Source organism: Pseudoruminococcus massiliensis (genome assembly GCF_900291955.1).
Taxonomy (GTDB): domain Bacteria; phylum Bacillota; class Clostridia; order Oscillospirales; family Acutalibacteraceae; genus Pseudoruminococcus; species Pseudoruminococcus massiliensis.
The window spans coordinates 110052-132029 of sequence record NZ_OLMR01000001.1; the positions used below are offsets into that span (position 1 = coordinate 110052).

20 protein-coding genes are annotated in these 21978 nt (G+C 37.3%); 3 read left to right on the plus strand and 17 right to left on the minus strand.

Annotated elements, in window-relative coordinates:
• Positions 1-5: 5 nt before the first annotated feature.
• From rsgA to C9914_RS00580, 14 genes are all read right to left on the minus strand, one after another.
• Positions 6-896: a ribosome small subunit-dependent GTPase A gene (gene rsgA, locus C9914_RS00515; RefSeq protein WP_106762717.1), complete on the minus strand. Its 891-nt coding sequence runs from the start codon at positions 894-896 to the stop codon at positions 6-8.
• Positions 897-975: 79 nt separating this feature from the next.
• Positions 976-3429: a Stk1 family PASTA domain-containing Ser/Thr kinase gene (pknB, locus tag C9914_RS00520; RefSeq protein WP_106762719.1), complete on the minus strand. Its 2454-nt coding sequence runs from the start codon at positions 3427-3429 to the stop codon at positions 976-978.
• Between the two features lie 24 nt (positions 3430-3453).
• Positions 3454-4185 (minus strand): Stp1/IreP family PP2C-type Ser/Thr phosphatase, encoded by a 732-nt coding sequence (locus C9914_RS00525; RefSeq protein WP_106762720.1) that lies wholly within the window; start codon positions 4183-4185, stop codon positions 3454-3456.
• Positions 4160-5230 (minus strand): 23S rRNA (adenine(2503)-C(2))-methyltransferase RlmN, encoded by a 1071-nt coding sequence (gene rlmN / locus C9914_RS00530; protein WP_022264881.1) that lies wholly within the window; start codon positions 5228-5230, stop codon positions 4160-4162. Before rlmN ends, C9914_RS00525 begins: the two co-directional genes overlap by 26 nt.
• A 319-nt stretch (positions 5231-5549) precedes the next feature.
• Entirely contained in the window at positions 5550-6878 is a 1329-nt protein-coding gene (rsmB, locus tag C9914_RS00535) for a 16S rRNA (cytosine(967)-C(5))-methyltransferase RsmB (protein ID WP_106762722.1), read from the minus strand.
• Position 6879: 1 nt separating this feature from the next.
• Positions 6880-7578, minus strand: a complete 699-nt coding sequence (locus tag C9914_RS00540) for a zinc metallopeptidase (RefSeq protein ID WP_106762724.1) — start codon at positions 7576-7578, stop codon at positions 6880-6882.
• A 12-nt stretch (positions 7579-7590) separates the two neighbouring features.
• Complete coding sequence (fmt, locus tag C9914_RS00545) at positions 7591-8505, minus strand: methionyl-tRNA formyltransferase (protein ID WP_022264884.1); 915 nt, start codon at positions 8503-8505, stop codon at positions 7591-7593.
• A 3-nt stretch (positions 8506-8508) separates the two neighbouring features.
• Positions 8509-8976 (minus strand): peptide deformylase, encoded by a 468-nt coding sequence (def, locus tag C9914_RS00550; RefSeq protein WP_106762727.1) that lies wholly within the window; start codon positions 8974-8976, stop codon positions 8509-8511.
• 25 nt (positions 8977-9001) lie between these two features.
• Positions 9002-11449: a replication restart helicase PriA gene (gene priA / locus C9914_RS00555; RefSeq protein WP_106762728.1), complete on the minus strand. Its 2448-nt coding sequence runs from the start codon at positions 11447-11449 to the stop codon at positions 9002-9004.
• Positions 11442-11645 carry a DNA-directed RNA polymerase subunit omega gene (rpoZ, locus tag C9914_RS00560; RefSeq protein WP_022264887.1) on the minus strand — a complete coding sequence of 68 codons (204 nt, stop codon included), beginning with the start codon at positions 11643-11645 and terminating at the stop codon, positions 11442-11444. Before rpoZ ends, priA begins: the two co-directional genes overlap by 8 nt.
• 78 nt (positions 11646-11723) lie before the next feature.
• Entirely contained in the window at positions 11724-12314 is a 591-nt protein-coding gene (gene gmk / locus C9914_RS00565) for a guanylate kinase (RefSeq protein WP_106762730.1), read from the minus strand.
• Positions 12304-12588, minus strand: a complete 285-nt coding sequence (locus C9914_RS00570; protein ID WP_207654827.1) for a DUF370 domain-containing protein — start codon at positions 12586-12588, stop codon at positions 12304-12306. The genes gmk and C9914_RS00570 overlap by 11 nt, the downstream gene beginning before the upstream one ends.
• 12 nt (positions 12589-12600) lie before the next feature.
• Positions 12601-13479, minus strand: a complete 879-nt coding sequence (locus tag C9914_RS00575) for a YicC/YloC family endoribonuclease (RefSeq protein ID WP_022264890.1) — start codon at positions 13477-13479, stop codon at positions 12601-12603.
• A gap of 693 nt (positions 13480-14172) precedes the next feature.
• On the minus strand, positions 14173-15846 hold the full coding sequence (locus C9914_RS00580; RefSeq protein WP_106762733.1) for an AMP-binding protein: 1674 nt from the start codon (positions 15844-15846) through the stop codon (positions 14173-14175).
• A 395-nt stretch (positions 15847-16241) separates the two neighbouring features.
• Between C9914_RS00580 and C9914_RS00585 the strand changes: the two genes are divergently transcribed.
• Entirely contained in the window at positions 16242-17099 is an 858-nt protein-coding gene (locus C9914_RS00585; protein WP_106762734.1) for a S66 family peptidase, read from the plus strand.
• Positions 17100-17154: 55 nt separating this feature from the next.
• On the opposite strand, the gene C9914_RS00590 is transcribed toward C9914_RS00585, so the two are convergent.
• On the minus strand, positions 17155-17400 hold the full coding sequence (locus C9914_RS00590; RefSeq protein ID WP_106762736.1) for an LPXTG cell wall anchor domain-containing protein: 246 nt from the start codon (positions 17398-17400) through the stop codon (positions 17155-17157).
• A gap of 252 nt (positions 17401-17652) precedes the next feature.
• Here C9914_RS00590 and C9914_RS00595 point away from each other — a divergent pair, with 252 nt between their 5' ends.
• Positions 17653-18009 carry a PadR family transcriptional regulator gene (locus C9914_RS00595; protein ID WP_242972024.1) on the plus strand — a complete coding sequence of 119 codons (357 nt, stop codon included), beginning with the start codon at positions 17653-17655 and terminating at the stop codon, positions 18007-18009.
• Between the two features lie 100 nt (positions 18010-18109).
• On the opposite strand, the gene C9914_RS00600 is transcribed toward C9914_RS00595, so the two are convergent.
• Together C9914_RS00600 and C9914_RS00605 are read right to left on the minus strand one after the other, a co-directional pair.
• A complete protein-coding gene (locus C9914_RS00600) occupies positions 18110-18484 on the minus strand; it encodes a DUF6465 family protein (protein ID WP_106762737.1) in 375 nt (124 codons plus the stop codon).
• Positions 18485-18682: 198 nt separating this feature from the next.
• The gene (locus tag C9914_RS00605) at positions 18683-20011 is read right to left on the minus strand and encodes a peptidoglycan DD-metalloendopeptidase family protein (RefSeq protein ID WP_106762739.1); all 1329 of its coding nucleotides are present in this window, start codon (positions 20009-20011) and stop codon (positions 18683-18685) included.
• A 329-nt stretch (positions 20012-20340) separates the two neighbouring features.
• Here C9914_RS00605 and C9914_RS11685 point away from each other — a divergent pair, with 329 nt between their 5' ends.
• Positions 20341-21903, plus strand: a complete 1563-nt coding sequence (locus C9914_RS11685) for a S1C family serine protease (RefSeq protein ID WP_242972025.1) — start codon at positions 20341-20343, stop codon at positions 21901-21903.
• Positions 21904-21978 lie beyond the last annotated feature (75 nt).

Sequence of the window (21978 nt, forward strand, 5' to 3'; positions counted from 1 at the left end):
TCTCCTTATGATTTATTCATCCAATCCTTAATATCCTTAACTTCATCATACATCATAACATAACTATTATGCCTTGATTGACTTATCTTGCTTTTGTTAAGTGCTTCAAGGACACCGCAGCCTTTTTCTTTTATATGAGCACAAGAAGTAAATTTACAATTACAAATATAAGGCTCAAATTCAGGAAAGCAATTCGGCAAATCCTCTTTGCGAATAAGCTCATAGCGTTCTATATCAACCGTAGAAAACCCAGGTGTATCAGCTATATAACCTCCACAAATTTTATAAAGCTCTGTGTGACGAGTTGTATGTCTGCCACGACCAAGCTTTCGACTTATATCACCAGTTTCAAGCTCAAGTTCAGGAAGAATAGCATTTAGTATAGTAGATTTTCCAACACCTGAATTTCCAGTAAAAGCTGAAATTTTTCCTCCAAGCATAGACTTAATTTCTTCTGCCCCATCATTATTTTCCTTAGAACATTCTATAAGCTTAAAGCCTGTTTTTGCATAAATTTCTTTTAGCTTTTCCGCACCGCTTAAATCTGTCTTAGAAATAACTATAACAGGCTCTATTTCCTTTGAAACTGCTGCCGCTGTCATTTTATCAATAACAAGCATATTTGGCTCTGGCTCAGTTGTAGACGCCACGATGAATAAAGTATCTATATTTGCCAGAGGTGGTCTTATAAGGGAATTTTTACGCTCTGCAATGCTTTCTATTGCACAATAACCGTCATCGGGAATAGAAATCGTCACTCTATCTCCAACATACGGCGAAAGCTTTTGTCTACGAAAGCTTCCACGAGCTTTACATTCATATATAATATTATCCTCTGCTTCTACATAATAGAAACCGCCTAAAGCCTTTATAAGCAATCCATCTACTGTTTTCATTTCACACCTTCTCTAAATTTCTTTATAGATAAGGTCTGCTCTGCGAATATCCGCAAAGCAGACCTTAATAATTTAACTATTACTCAACCGATGGGTCATCTGATGGAACACCAGTTATTTCGCCTGATGATTCCTCATTGAAATAAAGTGTAATCTCATTACCAGATACAGAGTAGCTCTTTATCGTTGTGCTGTCAGAAGGATTGCCCTCATAACTAAAACGATAATTTGCACCATACTTATCATATACATAGCTGAATGTGCTGCCGATAATGTCATTAAATTCCTCAGTTGATGATTCATTTGAAGATTCGTCTGATGGTTCATTTGAAGATTCACCATTACCCTTGCTTACAAATATGGTAATTTCGGAACCTGCTGAAACAACTGAACCCTCTGACGGATTTGTTCTTGTAACATTACCACTTTTAACTGTATCGCTTGTTTCAAATTCTCTCTTAATATTACCAGCGTCAAAACCAGCTGAAATTAAAGCCTTTCTTGCATCTTCTTCAGAAGAATCTGCAACAGACGGAACCTTGAATGAATTTGATGTGTAAGGATTCTCCTTTGTAAGAGTTGCAACTGGTGGGTCCTTAGTAAAGTCGATAGTAAAAATCTTATATTCACTATCATTAATGTTAATCTTAACCTTTACATCTTTATCTCTGCCAGTAATTTTAAGCTTTCCTACATCTGGAAGATATACTGAATCATTTGAAAGACTATCGTCCTTGATACCATTGATAAATACTTCAAGGCTTACCTTTGCTTCTTCATTTGGCCAACCCACCTCAAGCTCAATATTTCTTTCTGAACCTGTCGGAAGCTTACCATTACTTGCATAGATTGTAACAAGTGTACCCTTCTGTACTGTGTTGCCCTCATATGGCTCAAGATTAAATACCACATCTCTCTTTTCAGTAGAAGGCTGGTCGCTAAACTCTGTCTTTAAACCAAGCTTTTCAAGCTCTGCTTTAACCTCATCTTTAGTCTTACCAATAAGCTTTGTAGGAATCTGAACTGTTTCGCCCTCAGGACCATCGCTTATAAACAAAGTAATCTTTGTACCGATTTGCTGTTCAGTACCCTCTCCAGGTGAGCAGTCAACTACATAGCCCTTATCAACCATATTACTGTAAACCTTCTTAATATCTGTATAAAGGTTTGCCTTTTGAACTTTTTCCTCTGCATCTTTTTGGCTGAGTCCCTTAACTGTTGGAACATTAACCTTAGATTCACTACTATTGACAGTAAGAATAATTTCAGAGTTTTCCTTAACAGTCTTAGTTCCTGCCTTAGGGTCTTGGTCAAGAATCATCATAAGAGGCTTTGAGGCGTCATATTTAACCTCAATCTTGAAGTTAAATTTATATGATTTGTTAGACTGAACATCATCGAGCATTTGACCGATGAAATCCGGAATTTCAACATCTTTTGACGAACCGCCCTGACAGGATTTTGAAGTAAACATAAATATCAGAACTGCGATAGCAATAACAACAACAGAGGCAATTCCTATTGTTACCCATTTTACTGCGGTTCTTGAGCGTGTATCACTCGATGCTTCCTCATCATAATCATAATTATCATTATAAAGCTGGTCAGGGACAGCGGGTGCATTACTACCCTTTATAGAGGTTTCAACAAACTTTGTATCTCCGCTTGTTGTGTCATCATAATACTTATAATTAAAGCGAACACTTGGATTTCTGCGGAAAGTTTCGATAGCCTCAAGCATCTTTGCGGCTGTTTCATAACGCTGTGCGGGGTCTTTTCTCATAGCCTTGAGAGTGATTTCTTCAAGTCCCTCAGGAATCTCCTCATTTATATCACGCAAAGGACTTGGCTCTGTCTGAAGCTGCATAATAGCCACAGAAACTGCACTATCAGCCTCAAAAGGAAGCTTGCCTGTAAGCATTTCATAGAGCATTACGCCAACAGAATAAATATCAGCCTTGCCGTCTGTCAAATCGCCACGAGCCTGTTCAGGTGCAATATAATGAACTGAGCCGATAGCTGTATTTGTCATCGTACGAGTTTCGCTTGTTGTAAGACGAGCTATACCAAAGTCTGTAACCTTAATAGTTCCGTCTTGAAGAAGAATTATATTCTGAGGTTTAATATCTCTATGGACAACACCCTTTTCGTGAGCGTGTTCGAGAGCCTCAAGAATCTGCACTGTGAAATGCACAGCCTCTTTCCAGTTTATAACTTTCTGATGCTCGATATACTCTTTAAGAGTAATGCCGTCAATATATTCCATAACGATATATTGAATTCTGTCACCAAAGCTGACATCAAAAACCTTAACTATATTCGGGTGAGAAAGCACTGCAATAGCCTTAGATTCATTCTTGAATCTACGAATAAAATCATCATTGCCAAGGAATTCTTCCTTCAAGATTTTTACAGCAACAATCTTATCATCAATCGTATCATATGCTTTATAAACCGTTGCCATACCGCCGACGCCTATAAGCTCTTGGAGCTCATATCTGCCGTCAAGCCTTTTACCAACATATTTATCCATTTAAAAATAACCCCTTTCAACCGATTATCGGTTTATGATGACAACAGTTATGTTGTCACCTCCGCCTTGCTCGTTAGCCTCTGCAATTAGTGCCTCAGTAAGTGCTTCACCGTTGAATTTCTTATAAAGCTCGACAATTCTTTCTGGACTAAGGTAATTTGTAAGTCCGTCAGTACATATCATAAAAATCGAGTTTTTTGGAAAATCAGAAACGGTAAAATCAAGCCTTATCCTTGGTTCTACTCCCAAAGCCCTTGTGATTATATTTTTCTTAGGATGGTTTTTTGCCTCTTCAGGAGTAATTTTTCCCATATCAACCATTTCCTGAACAATAGAATGGTCCTGCGTAAGCTGGACAAAGCTTTCACCATCTATAAGACAGGCTCGGCTGTCACCTGCGTGAATAATGTATAGCTTGTTTTCTTTGACTATTGCAGCAACAAGTGTTGTACCCATTCCGCTAAGCTCATGACAACTGACAGACTCCATATATATTGCATTATTTGCAACAGTAGCCGCATCTGCCAAAAGCTGTTTTATCCGGTCTTCGTCAAAGTCAAGCTCATAATTCTCAGATATGTATTGGGCGATTTCATCAACAGCGGTCGCACTTGCTATACTTCCACCGTTTGCTCCGCCCATACCATCACAGACAACAGCCCAAACGGTCTTTTCATCAAACTCACCTGTTTTGCAGCTGTCCTGATTTTGCTTTCTGACAATTCCTGTATCACTTTTGCTGAATACCTGCATCATTCTCAGCCCCCTTTTTATCCGCTTCAGATTTTGTACCCCGCCTCAACTGCCCACACGAGGCATTTATGTCACTTCCGAGGGTTCTTCGTACAGTGACTGTTATTCCGCTTTTTTCGAGTATATTAGAAAAAGCCCTCAGCCTTTCTGCCTTACTCTTTTTATATCCTGTGCCGTTTACTGCATTAACAGGAATAAGATTGACATGAGCCAACATTCCATGCAGTCTTTTTGCTAATTCTCTTGCACAGGCATCGCTGTCATTTACATTATCAATCATTGCATATTCAAATGATATGCGTCTGTTTGTCATTTTAAGATAATATCGACAAGCTTCGAGAAGCTCATCTATACCCCATCTTCTGTTCACAGGCATAGTTTTACTTCTTATCTGGTCATTTGGTGCATGAAGTGAAACTGAAAGTGTAAGTTGAAGCTTTAAATCTGCAAGCTCATATATTTTCGGCACAACACCACAGGTTGAAAGCGATATATGACGCATACCAATATTCATTCCCTTATCATCAGAAACAAGCTTCAGAAAGCGTATTACATTATCGAAATTATCAAGTGGTTCTCCCATACCCATAAGAACGATATTTGAAATTCTGATATTTCTATCTGCCTGTTCAGCTTGAAGCTGTGCAAGCATTTCGCTCGGTGTAAGATTTCTAACATATCCGCCCATACCTGTTGCACAGAAGGTGCAACCCATCTTACAACCAACTTGTGTTGATATACAGCTTGTATATCCGTGATGATATTTCATAAGAACTGATTCTACGGTTTCGCCATCTCTAAACGAAAAGAGATATTTTACTGTATCATCATAATCCGAAATGAGTTTTTTTTCAATAGTTGCAGAGGATATATAGCACTTTTGACCAAGTTCTTCTCTTAAACTCTTAGAAATATTAGTCATTTCATCAAAGGATTTTACTCCTTCGTGAAGCCACTTAAATATCTGACCCGCCCTAAATGATGGCTGTCCCATTTTTTTAAGCTCTGCCTGCAATTCCTCAAGAGTCAAAGATTTTATATCTATCATAAGTTATCCTCCTTTCAGTTTTCTTTCAAGCAATTTAACTAACATTCATTCGATAAAAATTAAAAGTTTCGCTCGAGCCTTTTTAAAGGCTCGCAGTTTCCAAAGGCAGAGCCTTTGGTCGCTCTCCGCAGAGAGCGAAACACTTTATACTCCTCTAAGCGCAGGAGGGTAGAAAAACATTCCAGCGGAATGTTTTTCGTAGGGAACCCTCGCAGGGGGTTCCCTAACTGTAAGCCACCACTCCAAGATGCGAAATCGCTCGAACCTTTTCAACTTATTATAAATAACAGTTATCATCGAACTCATATTAACTAATCATCTATTTACGAACAAACGCAGAAATAAAGAAACCATCTGTACCATTTGTATGAGGGAAAAGCGTAAGCTGATTGTCTGGCTCATCTATTCCTCTTATAATATTATCAAGCTTTATATCATAAGGCTTAAAGTCGTTATGTTCTTTTAGAAAGCGTTCTGCATTTTTACCATTTTCATTTGGATTCAGTGTACAGGTAGAGTAAACTAATGTTCCACCGTCTGCAACAAATCTCGCAGCATTACATAATATAAGGTACTGCAAATCTGGCAGAGTGTCAAGCCCTGTAACGCTTTTATAGCGTAATTCAGGCTTTCTTCTTATAATTCCAAAACCTGAACATGGCACATCACACAAAACCCTCTGAAATTTTTGTCCATAATCCTGATTTTGTGCATCAGCAAGCTTTGTTCTGATAATATTAATAGAAGCTTTTTTTGCATTTTCTTCTATAAGCTTGAGCCTTTGCGGATAAAGGTCACAAGCAAGAATCATACCGTCATTTTGCATCATTTCTGCCATAGTAACACTTTTTCCACCAGGTGCGGCACAGACATCAAGCACCCTGTCACCTTTTTTGGGAGCAAGTACCTCACAGCAAAGCTGGCTCGAAATATCCTCGATATGAAATAAGCCTTTCTTAAATTCAGCAAGCCTTGTCAGCGAACCTGAATTTTCTATAAGAACAGCATTTTCAATGAGTTTGCTTTTCTCAACTGAAATACCCTTATCAGTAAGCAGCTTAATAAGCTCGTCGGTATTAGTTTTGATTGTATTTACTCTCGCACAAAGAGGTGGTCTGCCAGATTGAGATTCAAGCAACTTTTCTGTAATTTCTTCACCATAGGATTTCTGCCAAAGAGCGATTATCTCCTTCGGAAATGAATACTTTATAGAAAGGTACTGAGCCTTATTCTTACTTGGAAGTTCGGGCATACCACTTCTCGAAACCGAACGCAAGACACCATTTATAAAACCACTCGCTGAAAAAAGCTTTTGTTTTTTGCAAAGCTTAACGCTTTCATTTACTGCGGCGGAATCAGGTATTCTGTCCATATAGATTATCTGATAAATACCCATATAAAGAATTATCAATGCCTTTGGTTCAATCTTTTTTATAGGTGTTTTTGAGAATTTTGAGATTATATAATCAAGAGTAAGCTTTCTCTCAAGCACGCCATAGAATATAGCCGCCGCAAGTCCGACTTCTCTCGGATTCGCCTCTGACCTTGAAATCATCGTATCAAAGGCTATGTTTGAATAAGCCTCGTCCTCAAGCACTCTTAACAAAGCATTAAATGCAAGGGTTCTGCCGTTTATATTGTTATCCATACTATCTCCGTCTGTTATTTGCTATAAAAATAATTCTGAGCAAATTGAGCATTGCTGTAAGTGTAGATGCTACATAGGTCATAGCGGCCGCACGAAGTACCTTTCTTGCTCCTGCCAATTCTTCCGCAGTACAAAGACCTGAATTTTCAAGTGCAACCATTGCTCTGCGGCTTGCGTTAAATTCAACAGGAAGTGTAACAATAGAGAAAAGAAGTGCTACACCATAGAGCAAAATTCCAAGATAAATGAAGAAATCATATTGTACCGGAAGTACCAAGCCTATTAAAACCATTGGCCAAGCAAGAGATGAGCTTATTTGTGTTATTGGAACTAATGCTCGTCTTATAGTCATAGGGGCATAGCTTGTTGCGTGTTGTACAGCGTGTCCAGCCTCGTGTGCCGCAACACACATTGCTGTAACCGTTGTCTTATTATAAACAGGGTCAGAAAGTCTTATAGAATTTGAACGGGGGTCAAAGTGGTCATTCATATTACCACTTATCGGATTTATCGGAATAAGCGGAACATTATTCATTCTAAGAACCATTTCAGCGGCATTTCTTCCTGACATAGCCGAAGAATTTCTAACCTTAGAATACTTATTAAAAGCAGTCGAAACACAATATTGTGCATAAATCGAAATCAAAAGTCCAGGAATTACAAATAGCAGATAAGTATAATCAAAATAATAAAATCCCATACAAAAACCTCCTTATTTCAAAAATGAATGAAGTTCTGTTTTATGACCTCTCAAGAAATCTGCCACATTCATTTTCTTTTTGCCCTCAGGCTGAAGCTCAAGAATTTCAATAGCACCGCTCCCACAAGCTACAATAAAAGGTTCAAGCGAAACTATTTCTCCAGCCTGTCCGCAAGCGTCAGCAAGCTTTGTCTTATGAATTTTTATACGCTTACCGTCCATAATCGCAGTAGCAGACGGCCAAGAATTAAGTCCTCTGACCTTGTTATGAACTGCTTGTGCGGATTGTGTAAAATCAATCGGTGAAATATCCTTAGAAAGCATTGATGCGTAGTTGGATAAGCTGTCATCTTGCTTTGTGAGTGTCGCTGTACCATCTTCAACAGACTCAAGTGTTTCAATAATAAGCTTTGCACCAAGTGCAGAAAGTCTGTCGTGAAGTTCATCAGCAGTTTCATTCTCACCAATGGTAAGTGATGCAGATTTAATCATATCTCCCGTATCAAGGCCAATATCCATCTGCATAGCTGTAACGCCTGTTTCCTTTTCACCGTCAATGATTGACCACTGAATCGGAGCCGCTCCACGATACTTTGGCAAAAGTGAAGCGTGAACATTTATACAGCCATATCTTGGCAATTCAAGAATTTCCTTAGGCAAGATTTTACCATATGCAACTACTATAATAACATCAGGCTTAATCTCTGAAAGAAGCTTAAAAGCCTCGCCGTCCTTGAGAGTTTTCGGCTGATAAACTGGGATATTATGCTTTAAAGCCTCCTCTTTAACTGGAGGTGGTGTAAGAATCTGTTTTCTGCCCTTTGGCTTATCCGGCTGAGTAAAAACAGCAAGAACATCATGTTTTTCTATAAGAGCTGATAAGCAGGGAACAGCAAATTCAGGAGTACCCATAAATACTATTCGCAATATTTATCCCTCCAATTCGTCCTCATCTAACATTCTTATTACATGAGCCTTGAAAAGTATTCCATCGAGGTGGTCATTTTCGTGGCAAATTGCCTTTGCAAGCAAATCAGAGGCTTCCATAGTAAATTCCTTGCCGTTTCTGTCCTGAGCCTTGACAGTAACAAATCTTGGACGAACAGTTATTCCATATTCGCCAGGACAGGAAAGACAGCCTTCACCTGTTTCCTGTCTGCCACTTGTCTTAATAATTTCAGGGTTGACAAACTCAAGCTTACCCTCTCCAATGTCTATAACAAATGCTCGCCTTAACATACCTACCTGCGGTGCAGCAAGACCAACGCCATTGCCTGCTGTCATTGTTTCATACATATCATCAAGCAAAGAGGCAAGTCTGTCATCAAACTTTTCAACAGGACGGCATTTTTTGGTTAAAACCTCGTCGCCCTCTTTAACAATATTTCTAAGTGCCATAGTTTTAAGACTCCTTTTCGGCAAATCACATTATATTTTCTGGGTTAATATCAGCATAAACAGTAACCTCAGAATAATTTCTGTCCGCACCAAGTTCACAAAGCAAAGATGATAAAAGACTGCGAAATGCCTTATTATTTCTGAATTTCAAGATAAGTCTGTACCTGTATTTATTGCTTATTTTAGAAACAAGCGCAGGTGCAGGACCTAATATAACAAGGGGCATACCCTTATATTCATTAGCGAGCTTTTCTTTTAAAAGCTCCGAAAAATGTTGTGCTGATTTCTCAACAAGATTTCTGTTTGTTCCAACAAAAGCCACAACGCCTATATCCGAAAACGGCGGATATATCATTGCCTTTCTCAACTTAATCTCACTATTATAAAATTTATCATAATTCTGAGATTTTGCAAGAGCTATAATAGGATTCTCAGGAGCATAGGTCTGAATAATGGCCTTCCCCTCAAAATTACCTCTGCCCGAACGACCAACAACCTGTGTCAAGAGTGAAAATGCTCTTTCATAACTTCTGAAATCTCCGCCATAAAGCATCTGGTCTGCATTTATAACCCCGACAAGAGTTACATTTGGAAAATCAAGTCCCTTTGCAACCATCTGCGTTCCAAGCAGAATATCATATTCACCGTTCGCAAACTGTGCAAGCTTTTTCTCATAAGCAAATCTCTGCATAGTAGAATCGGTATCAAGTCTGAGAACTCTTGCATTAGGGAAAATCTCGGAAAGTTCTTCCTCCGCCCTTTGAGTACCTGTTCCGCCGAAACGAAGTTTTTCACTTCCGCAGGCAGGACACTTTTTCGGAACAGGAATAGAATATCCACAGTAGTGACACATCAACCTGTGGTTTACAGAATGATAGGTCAGCGAAATTGAGCAGTTCGGGCAGGATATAACCTCCTTGCACGAACGACACGAAACAAAGGTATTATGACCACGCCTATTCAAAAGAATAATAGACTGCTTTTGATTTTTCAGATTTTCCTCAATAGCCTCAAGCAGTTTTGAGCTATACGCACTCATATTGCCTTGTTCCTGCTCAATATTCATATCTGCTGTTATTACTTCGGGCAATTGGGCTGTTCCGTATCTTGTTTTCAAGACTTGCAAGCCATATCTGCCCTCATTTGCGAAGTAAAAACTTTCAACAGAAGGTGTCGCAGAAGAAAGCAAAAGCAAACAGTTATTTTCTGCACAGCGAAATTTTGCAAGCTCTCTTGCGTGAAATCTCGGTGTTGCAGAAGATTTATAGGTATATTCCTGTTCTTCGTCCATTACAATGAGCGAAATTTTATCAAATGGTGCAAATATCGCAGAACGAGTTCCGACAGCTATTTTAGCTTCACCATTTTTTACACGCTTCCATTCCTCAAGACGCTTGCCAATCGGCAATCCGCTATGAAATATAGCAACTCTATCGCCATAGCGTGTAGTAAACTTATTCAAAAGCTGTGGTGTCAGTGAAATTTCCGGAACCATTACAATTACATTTCCGTTATTAACATCAACTGCATTATCTATCAGCTTCATAAATACAGAAGTTTTTCCACTTCCTGTAATTCCATAAAGTAAGGAAACAGACGCTTTTCCCGAATTTTGTCTTTCGAGCAAATCGTCATAGGCTTTCTGCTGTTCGTCCGTAAGAAATATTACAGGCTGTTGCTTTGGCTTGGATTCTACACTTGGAATATATTTTGGAGCTTCCTCCTCGAAATATTCGCATATTCCTTTTTTCACAAGACCATCTGAAACTGCTGATGTCACGCCAAGAAAGTAATTAAGTTCCTTAACAGAACATTCCCCAGCCGTCTGTAAAAGCGAAACAACCTCGCTCTGCTTAGGTGATAACCTTTCTGGAATATCTGCACCCTCACATATACGAACCATTTTTACAGTAGGTTCAAGAAAGCGTTTCTTAATAACCTCTTTTTTCAGAATATAACCTTTTTTGCATAGCTTAATCAAAAGACTGTCATCAGAAAAGCCCATATTCTTCAATAGAATATCGTGTCTAACTGGCTTTTTTCTTGCTATAAGAAAGTTTATAAGCATACTCTCATCAGCAGAAAGATTTTCAGCTTCTGCACCGTCTTGAGTATAGGTATAAGCATAGGTCAGCTTCATACCCAAGCCGGCAGGCAGCATTGCTGCACAAGCCTCATAAAAGGTACAATAATAGCGTTCCTTCATAAATTTAGCCATAGCAAGCATTTCTTTAGAAAGAACAGGCTCGCTATCAAGCAATTCTTTTATTCGTTTAAGCCCTTTTTTAGCCTCTGTTTCCTCGAAGATTGAAACAATTATGCCTTGTCGCCTTGGGCTATTTCCAAACGGAACTATAACACGACAGCCTATCTGTGCTGATTCCAAAAGATTTTCCGGAATTATATAGTCGTAGATTTTATCAAAGTGGAGAGCTGTTTTTTCAACAGCAATTTCTGCAATAAGCTTAGTCATCTACTTCCGCTTCATAGATAGCATACTTATGATTTTTAAATTCCTCATAAGCTACGAGAACAGGCTTTTCATTCTTTTCGACTTTGCCCTCAGCCATTTCCTCTGAAAGCTCTCTTGCTCTCTTAGCAACTGCAATAACAAGAGCGTAACGGCTCTGTCTTCCCATTAACATATCGTCAAGTGATGATTTTATCATTATAATACACCTCAAAAATATAATATTATGGCAAGTAATCAAGAACTCGCCTCATAAAAAATTTTTATCTAAAAATAATTAAATATTAATACTTTCTGCATTTTGTGCCTTGATATTCTCTGCCTTGAAAATTGCAAGAACATCTTCAACACATTCTTCAATTGGACCATTTATAACAACATAGTCATATTCGCCCGCTTTTTGCATTTCGCTCTTAGCAGTATTCAGACGCTTCTGTATAGTTTCCTCGTCCTCTGTGCCTCTTTTTCTGAGTCTATGTTCAAGAACCTCCATAGAAGGTGGTGCAATAAACAATGTAATAGCATCAGGACGCTTTATCTTAACCTGACGGCAACCCTGAACATCAATTTCAAGAATTACATTTTTAGCCTCAGAAAGCCACTTTTCAATTTGTGCAAGAGGAGTTCCGTAATAGTTCTCACAATATTGTGCATACTCAAGAAATCCGTTTTCGTCTATAAGCTTTCTAAACTTATCTACTGTAAAGAAATGATAGTGTACACCATCAATTTCTCCCTCTCTTGGTTCTCTTGTTGTAACTGATACTGAAACCTCATTTTCTGGAAGTTTTACAAGTTCCTTTACAACAGTTCCCTTTCCTGCTCCCGAAGGACCTGAAAGTATAAACAATAAGCCTTTATTCTTCATCAGAATTTCTCCTTTCTGCAATTTTATCAGAAGTATCTTCTTTATTATTGGCACGATTAGCTATAGTTTCAGGTTGTAATGCTGATAAAACGATATAACCGCTATCAGTAAATATAACCGCCTTAGTTTTTCTGCCACAGCTTGCATCAATAAGTGTTCCTTTATCCTTTGCATCTTGAACCATACGCTTAATAGGTGCAGCATCAGGTGAAACAACACTTATCATTCTTTCGGACGAAATAAGATTTCCATATCCTATATTGATAAGCTTCATCTTAATCCTCCATCATTCAATATTTTGAATCTGTTCACGAATTTTTTCTATCTCGCCCTTGATGTCAACGACAACATGTGCCAATTCAGCGTCACTGACCTTAGAGCCGATTGTGTTTGCCTCTCGGTTCATTTCCTGTACGATAAAATCAAGCTTTCGTCCGATTGGTGCATCACTTTCAAGCATTTCGTGCATCTGAGCAATATGTGAACGCAAGCGTATTGTTTCTTCAGCAACAGCAGTTTTATCAGCAAAAATTGCCGCCTCCGTAAGAATTCTCTGTTCATCGATTTCTACTCCGTTAAGAATTTCCTGCATACGAAGTACAAGCTTCTGACGATATTCCTCAACAGTTTTGGGAGAGCGTTCTTCAACGCTTTCAACAAGAGAAAGTATTACATCACAGCGTGAAAGAACATCGTCTTTCAGTTTTTCGCCCTCTTTTTCTCTCATAGCTATAAGTCCGGAAACTGCCTTTTCGGCACATTCTTTCACTGAAAGCCATACCTGTTCTTCGTCCTCTGGAGGCTTACGAACAGTAAGAACATCATTATATCTTGAGAGAAGCGAAACTGAAATATCTTCTCTTATATTGTACTTTTGTGCAAGCTCATGCAAAGCATTTACATAACCTGCGGCAAGTGAATGATTGATTTCAACAATAGATTCTGTATTTTCCTCCTCAGAAACTCCTACAAAAACATCAACCTTACCTCTCGCAATATAATCAGATATAAAACCTTTCAAACGCTCCTCAAGGAAACCATAGCCTCGGTTAGTTTTGCAAGTAAAGTCAAGAAATCTATGATTTACTGTTTTAATCTCAACAGAAATAGTTCTTCCCCCAGCAGTACCCTCAAACCTGCCAAAGCCTGTCATACTCTTTATCATTTTTATCATCTCGTTTCTATTATAGGATATGATAATATTCATTTCTCGAAATCTCAAGAAATCTACTAATATATTATCTAATATTATTAAGATTAAGTCAACAGCAAAACGGAAATCTTCGTGCAAACTGCACATAATTAAAAACAATTTTCAGCATTATGCACAATGAAATTATTTCTATCTAAAAAATAATTCACTGGTAATTACTTCAATCGTGGCAATAATCTTTTCTAACTCACTCCGAGCGAGACTTGTCGAGCGATTCCGCGTCTTGGGAGCGGCGGCTCGCCGCAAAGTTTAGGTCAAGCCTTTTTAAAGGCTTGCGGATTCCAAAGGCAGAGCCTTTGGTGGGTTTTAAGGGCGAAGCCCTTAACCTGTATTGCCTTCTTAGTGGCGAACTTTGTTCGCCACTAAATTCTTTTGTTAGCAACATCAGTCATTTAAGTGCGGACAAAGTCCGCACTTAGAGTGCAAAGAATGTTAAGGGCGTTGCCCTTAAAACCTATGAGGGACTCCGTCCCTCAACCTTGCGAGCCTTTGAAAAGGCTCGAGCGAAACTTTTAATTATCTTAGGAAAGTCTGTTAACTAATTGGAAAATTCATAGACTGCAGCGGCTCACTGCTTAATATACAAAGGCTAACTAATTTACAACAAAATCAGTTAGCCTTTTAGTAATTATATTCAATTAAAATTTATTTATTAGCTGCGTCCTCATCAGACTTACGGATTTGACCACGCTTAATCTTACCGCCAAGTGTCTTAGGAAGTTCATCAACAAACTCAATAACTCTTGGATACTTATAAGGAGCAGTTACTCTCTTAACATGATTCTGAAGCTCCTTTTTAAGTTCTTCGCTTGGTGTATAACCAGCAGCAAGAACAACTGTTGCCTTAACCACCTGACCACGAATTGGGTCTGGAACACCTGTGATAGCACATTCGACAACAGATGGATGCTCAAGCAATGCACTTTCAACCTCGAAAGGTCCGATGCGGTAACCAGAACACTTAATAACATCATCATCACGACCGATAAAGCAATAGTAGCCGTCCTCATCGCAAGATGCCATATCATCAGTGTTATAGAATTTACCAAGAAGCTTTTCTTCTGTCATCTCAGGGTTTTTGTAGTAACCTGTGAAAAGACCGACAGGAGGATGATTTTTAACATCCATAACAACGATAGAGCCTTCCTCGCCTGTCTTAACATCGTTTCCGTCTTTATCAACAAGGTGAATGTCATAAATTGGTGATGGCTTACCCGTTGAGCCAAGACGAGGCTCAAACCACTGGAAGTTAGCAAGAAGAACGCTGCCTTCACTTTGACCAAAGCCTTCATAAATAAAGTGGCCTGTGTATTCTTGCCATTTCTTGATAACCTCTGGGTTAAGAGGTTCACCTGCTGTACAGCAACGCTGAATACTTGAAAGGTCGTACTTTTTCAAATCCTCTTGAAGCATAAATCTATACATTGTAGGAGGTGCACAGAAGGTAGTAATTTTATACTTAGAAATAACCTCAAGAAGCTTTGCAGGAATGAACTTATCCATATCATAAGCGAAGACAATTGCACCGCAAATCCACTGACCATAAATTTTACCCCAGCCAAACTTAGCCCAGCCTGAGTCAGAAACACTCATATGAAGCTTATTTTCCTGAACCATCTGCCAATATTTAGCTGTAACGATGTGTCCAAGAGGGTGAGCAAAATTGTGCTGAACCATCTTTGGCATACCTGTTGTACCACTTGTGAAGTAAACAAGCATAATATCGTTCCAGTTAGTAGCCTGGTCTCCTGTCGGACGAGCGAACTTATCTGAAAACGGTTCGATTTCATCTTCAAAGAAACGCCAACCGTCACGAGGTTCGCCAACAACAATTTTATTTTCAAGTGTTGGAATTTCCTTTTCAGATGCTTCAACCTGATTGATAACAAAATCGTCATTTACACAGATGATAGCTTTAACTTCAGCAGAATTGCCTCTATAAACAATATCCTTCTTAGTAAGCTGAAGTGAGCCAGGAATCAAGACAGCACCAACCTTATGAAGTGCGGTTGCACAAATCCAGTATTCCCAACGACGACGAAGTATCATCATAACAACATCGCCCTTTTTGATGCCAAGACTTCTGAAATAGTTAGCAGTCTTATTTGAAAGACGACTAATATCACTAAAAGTAAATGTTTTTTCTTCGCCGTGGTCGTTGCACCATACGAGAGCCTTCTTGTTTTTGTCAGCCTCTGCCCAAGCATCAACAACATCAAAGCCGAAGTTGAAATCCTCAGGGATATTGACCTTATAGTTAGCCTTAAAATCCTCGTATGAGTCAAATTCGGTTCTTGGTAAGAATCTGTGTAATAGCATACTTAACTTCCTTTTCTGAATAAATTTTTATATAATACGATATATCGTAAAATTTACACAAAAGTGACTTTTAAGCTTAAAATTTTGCGAAAATCGGTAGATTGTTTTCATTATAATACACTTTTTTTCTCTTGTCAAATCATCTTTCAATTTTTCCAAGATTTTTAAGTTGTATGATATATAATTGAGTTTGTCATAATATAATTATTGCTGATTTTATGAGGGAAATTTGTCATTTATCTGTTATAAATCATTTTTATTATTTATAACAGTTAGAATTAAACAAAAGCTTATAGTTACCTATAACCGCCTTGCTTTTCGAAGTCTAAGTCTTGAATTTATTTATCTGAAATAGTATCATTATAAAAATCAAGTCAATAAACAGAGGTGGCCTTATGCTTAAAAAAGGAGATTATATCGGAATATCTGCCTGTTCTGACAGCAGAAAAGAATTTGAACGAAAAAATATTAATGAACTATATAGCGTTCTAAAAAATATCGGTTTAAATATTATAACAAGTAAATATATTTATGCAAATGATGGTACTTTTTCAATAAGTATTCAAGAAAAAGCAGATGCACTTATGGAGCTTTATACCGATAATCGCATTAAAGCCATATTTGATATTTCAGGTGGAGATATGTGTAATGAATTATTAGATAAGCTTGATTACAATATCATCAAAGAAAATAATAAACCATTTTTTGGATATAGCGATTTAACTGCTATCATAAATGCAATCTATGCCAAAACCAAAAATGTATCATATCTGTATCAAATAAAAAACATTGTATCAGAATATTCTAAAGAACAACAAAAAAGCTTTATTGATACAATAATACTTAATAAAAATTCACTTCTTAATTTTGATTATAGATTTATTCAAGGAGAATCTATGAGCGGAATTGTTATTGGTGGAAATATTCGTTGTTTGCTAAAGCTTGCGGGGACAGAATATATGCCTGATTTTTCAGAGAAAATTTTATTTCTTGAAAGCTTAGGCGGAGGTGTCGAGCGAGCAGCAGCCTGCCTCAGTCAACTTAGACAGCTCGGAGTTTTCAAGCGTATAAAAGGTATTATTTTAGGACAATTTACATATATGACAGAAAACAACTGCAAACCATTAATAGAAGAAATAGTTCTGCGTGAAATAGAAGATGAAAACATTCCAATTGCAAGAACCTATCAAATAGGACACTCTAAAGATTCGAAATCAATAAAAATCGGAGAATATTATAGCCTAACGATATAAAAAATCTCGGCTTGTTTTTAAGACAAGCCGAGTTAAGTTTTTAATTTAAGAATTATTATTTCTTCTTTTTGCTCGCAATAATACTGATAATAATAACAGCGAGAGCAACAACAGCTACACCAGCTACAATAAATATAATAGTCTGACTATTATCACCTGTTTGTACTGTATTATTATTTATACTATCAGGATTAACAACAGTTGATTTTCCTAATGTAGTAGCAAATGTATTCATTGCTAAAACGCAAATAAGTGTCAATGCTGTAAAAGCAGAAGCAATAACTGCACGAAACTTTTTCATGATAATTTCCTCCTAAAAATTTTTCAATAATTTTTTCCTACTTGAATATTATATCACCTATTTATGGAAAAAGCAACTTTTACTCGAAAATTACACATTTTAGCTTGAAAAAGCTAAAAATCGAGTTTCTACGTTGTTTAAAAGGTATAAATTAATTGATATATTTTATTTGTAGTTATGAATTATTCTATATTATAATAAAAATACCAATAATTTAATTTTTAGATTGCATAATTAGGGATGGTGAATATTTTGACATCTAAAGATAGTTTTAAATTTAGAATTGTAGAATTGATACTTCTTGCAATGCTCAAAAATGAAGATAAGTATGGTTATCAAATTTCTCAAGAAGTATCTGATTTAAGCAATGGTTATCTATGCCTTAAAGAAGGCTCTATGTATCCTGTTTTATATAAGCTTATGGAAAAAGGCTATATAAAAAGCAGAACAGAAAAAATCGGTGAAAAACGCACAAGAGTATATTATCATCTTGAAGATTCTGGCAGAGAATATCTCAAAGAAACAAAAAGTAATTATATAAATAATGTAAAAATAATTTGTAAGATTGCAGAAATTTCTAAAGATGAGTTATTTTCCTCAGAAACATAAATACATAATATAATAAATTAAAAGTGCGAACCTTTTTAAGATTCGCACTTTATTTTATAATATTCAGGATTAAATTTAAGTTTTGCCTATGTATAAAAGATTAAAGGTCAATCTTCTTATCGCCACCAAAACCATTGACTGCATAATAAGCAACACCATTTTCAGGCTGTACATAGATGTCAAGAGTTTCAACAGCATCATCAAAGCCATTTGCTGCATAATCAGCCTTGCAAGCCTCAATAAGCTCAGCGTCTGTATAATCTCTGCCCTGATACTGAACTGTAATAGTAGCCTTTGTTGCAGGAGCCTTCTTGCAAGCTCTCTTCTTAGGAGCAGCCTCTTCTTTAACCGCATGAGCAACCTCAGCCTTTGTTGTAGGAGCAGCCGCTACTTCCTTAACAGCAGTTGTCTTTACTTCCTTTGTTTCCTTAACAGCCTTTGCTGTCTTAACAGCAGGTTTCTTAGTTGTAGCCATATATCTTTTTCTCCTTTTCTATTTTAACATTATAATATGTTTATGAATTTATTATAGCTTTTAAAAAGCAAATTGTCAAACGCAAAAGGCTAAAAATGGCTTGTTTATCAAAAGAATGGTTACTTAGCCAATAGCAAGTTTTTTAAAAAATAAATTATTGTGCATATTAGCTACATATTTTGTACTATTCTATTAGAATTAACTAAACAAGAAAGGATATGGGTCTATCTTTGTACCATTGTCGATAATTTCAAAATGTAAATGTGGTCCTGTAGAATATCCTGTCGAGCCGACCTCTGCAATCTTTTGACCTGCGCTAACCTTATCTCCTGCCGATACACAAAGCTTACTGCAATGACCGTAGAGCGTCTGATAACCGTTTTCATGGTCGATTATAACATATCTTCCATAGCCAGAATTATCCTCTTGAGCAAGTATAACTGTACCGCCATCGGATGCTAAAATATCAGCACCATATACACCACTGCCAGAAATATCAAGTCCATTGTGGTTTGTTCCCCATCTTGGTCCAAACTCACTTGTTATGGTATCGTAGTTAGGCAAAGGCCAGCTGAATTTTCCAAGTGAAGCTCCGACCTTATCATTTGTTCCGATAGTTGTAACCTCATTCACGACCTCTGAAATAACTTCTTTATAAAGAACCTTTTCTGAAACCGCTCTCCCATCAATATATGTAATCTGAGATGTAGTTTTTATTTCGCCGTCTTTACCCTCGGTTGTAACTTCCTTATATGAGGTACTAAGCTTATCGTCCTTAACAGTTTCTTTTTTGAATTTTTCCACCCTGTTTTCTGTTTCCGTAACAGTAAATTTTATAGATATTGGTAATTTGTTATACTTTATTATAAGCTTGTCACCAGTTTTAATTTTACTTTCCTTTATAGCAGGATTTTGGTTTTCAAGCTCATCAACTGATATTCCATAATACTTAGCAATAGAAGCTCTTGTTTCTTTATTTTTAATAGTATGAGTAGTTGTAATTTCTGATTTTTTGCTTAAAATTGATTGTAAGCCCTCTTTGTCAGTAAGTTCACTTCTCATATGCATACCCTCAAGGATTTCCACCTTTTCAACAAACTGTGCCTTAGCATCAATAAAATCCTTAACAGCTTTCTTTTTCATAGACGAAAGAACTGTTCTCATCTCTTCGTCAGATGTCATAACTGCAATGGTTCTGCCATCAACCTTAAGTGAATATGCGGTTATCGGAACTTCTATATTTTCACTCATAGACCTTGTTGCTTTTGCAGCAGCGGTGAGACTTCTTGCCTCTGCAATTCTTGCATCAGTATATAAAACCTCAGAAGGTGTTACTGTCTTTTCATTTTCAGATATTTCATTTTGCCTAACAACTACAACTGGAACAATCACACCAGATGCGACAATCGCAGCAACTAAAATTCCAATAAATATTTTCTTTGTATTACTACGCTTTTGAGGGATTGTTTCAATTTCCTCAATGAAATGCTTTTCTCTACTCTTATTATCAGAAGCGTGTTTCATCATAAAACCTCACTTTTAAATTTACGCTAATAACTCTTTTGCGTATCGCACTTTTTTAATTATATCAATTTTGTAACTACTTTGCAATGGAAAATATAATGTTTCAAGAAATAAATTCCTGATTTTCCCAAAGTTTAAGGGCATTATTCAGATACTTGAATTACCTATACCAATGTGCTAAAATAGTAGCTGTTCACAATTTGTTATTTTAAAGAAAATAAATTGTTTCTATTTATTTTAAATTTATTTAATTTTATTATCGAATTTTCTTAACTTTCTAAAGATATAATCTAAACATCAAATGAAAAACAAATATTTGGAGGTTCTATATTATGACAGATTATAACAGAGATAATGAACAATACACACCAGAAAACGATGGTCGTTCTTACGATGATATTTACTCATCACAGCCAGAACAGCAACCAATAAATCAAACTGCTGAACAATCCACTTCAGAAGCTTCAACAGTTCAAAAGGTTCAGGAAACTACACAACAGTATACTACTTCACAAGCTGAGCAACAACCCCCTATACAAAACACATATGCACAAGCTCAACAGCCTATTACTTATAATAGTCCTTATTCACAGCAATATCAGCAACCTACTTATAGCACACCTTACTATCAGCCACAGCCAATTAAAGCAACTGATGTAAGAACTGCTCCAAAGAAAAAGAATAAGACAGCTAAGCGTGTTGCAATTATAACAGCTTCTCTTGCTTTAGTAGCTTGCATTGGTATCGGTGGTGGCTTCCTCGGTTCTAAGCTTGCCAGCTCTTCTGTTACACCAGCAAGCACAGAAAATAGCAGTTCAAGCAAGGCTGGAAGTTCTGAAACCTCAAAAGGCAGCTTGAACATAACCAAAAACGAAGGCACAAAGGTTGCTGCAACAAGCACTCAGGAGGTAGCTGAAAAGGCTGCAAACTCTGTTGTAGAAATTACAACAGAATCCGTTGTAAGCGGTCAATATATGCAGCAGTATGTTTCTACTGGTGCTGGTAGTGGTGTTATCATCTCAGAAGATGGATATATCATAACCAATAACCATGTCATTGATGGTGCAAGCAATATTACAGTCACCTTGAAAAACGGAAAGTCTTACACAGCTAAGCTCATCGGCAAGGATAATCAAGTTGATGTTGCTTTGTTAAAGATTGAAGAAACAGGTCTTAGTCCTGTAACCTTTGGTGATTCTGATAACCTAAAGGTCGGTGAAACTGCTGTGGCAATCGGTAATCCTCTCGGAAAGCTCGGTGGCACAGTTACAAGTGGTATCATTAGTGCTTTGAACAGAGAAATCACAATAGGCGGTGAAACTATGAATCTTCTCCAGACAAATGCAGCTATAAACCCAGGTAACTCAGGTGGCGGACTTTTCAATGCTAATGCTGAGCTTGTCGGACTTGTTGTTGCTAAGTCAAGTGGTTCAGATGTCGAAGGCTTAGGCTTTGCTATTCCAATAAACGATGTTGTAAATATTCTCCAAGACCTTATGGACCATGGCTATGTAACTGGCAGACCATCACTTGGCGTTTCACTTACTGATATTTCTGAAGACCAGTTATTCTCATATAGACTTGATGAAGCAGGCACATATGTAGCACAGGTAACATCAGGTTCCGCTGCTGAAAAGGCTGGAATCAAGCTTGGTGACCTTCTTGTTAAGATTGATGATACAGAGATAACCTCATCTTCTCAAGCTGCAAGCTTAATTTCAAAGCATAAGGCTGGCGATGAAATAAGTATCACTATTAAGCGTGATGGCAAAGAGCAAACTGTAAAAGCTACTCTCGACGAATCAACAACAAGTAGTGACAAAAAAGCTGAACAATCCAGTTCAACCACATATCCATATCAAGGCTATGGTAATTATGGTGGCTACGGCTTCTAAATTCTAACAAAATTTAATATAAATAAAATAGAGCCTCACTGATAGCATAAACTGTCGGCGAGGCTTATTTTTGTA